The organism is Actinomycetospora atypica (assembly GCF_042653685.1).
Taxonomy (GTDB): Bacteria; Actinomycetota; Actinomycetes; order Mycobacteriales; family Pseudonocardiaceae; genus Actinomycetospora; species Actinomycetospora atypica.
This window is the reverse complement of record NZ_JBHSIV010000089.1, coordinates 1-832: the sequence shown is the minus strand read 5'-3', so window position 1 is coordinate 832 and position 832 is coordinate 1. Positions and strand designations below refer to the sequence as shown.

Here is an 832-nt window from a genome sequence, read left to right as displayed (position 1 = left end):
CGGTGGGTGATGACGAAGGAGGGGTCGATGTCGCCGTTGCGGATGTGCTCGAGGAGCCGCGGCATGTAGCGGTGGACGTGGCACTGGCCGGCCCGCATGGTGAGGGAGCGGTTCATGAACGACCCCATCGGGAACTTGTCGGTGAACCCGCCGTAGACGCCGATGACCGACACGATCCCGCCGTTGGCGCAACTCATGATGGCTTCGCGCAGCGCGTGCGGCCGTTCGGTCTCCAGGCCCACGGCCTGCTTGGTGCGGTCGTAGGCGTGCAGCGCCGCACTGGAGTGGTGGGCCTCCATCCCCACTGCGTCGATGCACTTGTCGGGGCCGCGCCCGCCGGTCATCTCCGCGAGCGCCTCCGGGACCGACACCTGCTCGTAGTCCAGGACCTCGGCCCCGGTCTCCCGCGCCAGCCGCAGCCGGTAGTCGATGCGGTCGATCGCGATGACCCGCTCGGCGCCGCGCAGGAAGCAGCTCGCGATCGCGAACTGGCCCACGGGGCCGGCCCCCCAGACCGCGACGACGTCGCCGGGGCCGACCTCGGCCATGTCGGCGCCCATGTATCCGGTGGGGAGGATGTCCGAGAGGAACAGGACCTGGTCGTCCGGCAGATCGCCGACCTGCAGCGCCCCGAAGTCGGCGAACGGCACCCGGGCGTACTCGGCCTGGCCCCCGGGATAGCCGCCGAGCATGTGGGAGTAGCCGAACAGCGCGGCGGGCGAGTGCCCCATGAGCTTCTCCGCGATGCCGGCGTTGGGGTTGGAGTTCTCGCACAACGACGTCAGTCCGCGCTCGCAGGCCCCGCACACCCCGCACGCGATGGGGAACGGGA

General features: G+C 70.8%; 1 protein-coding gene. It reads right to left on the bottom strand.

Annotation, left to right across the window (positions count from 1 at the left end; genetic code table 11):
* Window positions 1-731, bottom strand: a 731-nt coding sequence (locus ACFPBZ_RS29445; RefSeq protein WP_378039655.1) for a zinc-binding dehydrogenase, incomplete at its 3' end; no start/stop codon positions are given.
* Window positions 732-832 lie beyond the last annotated feature (101 nt).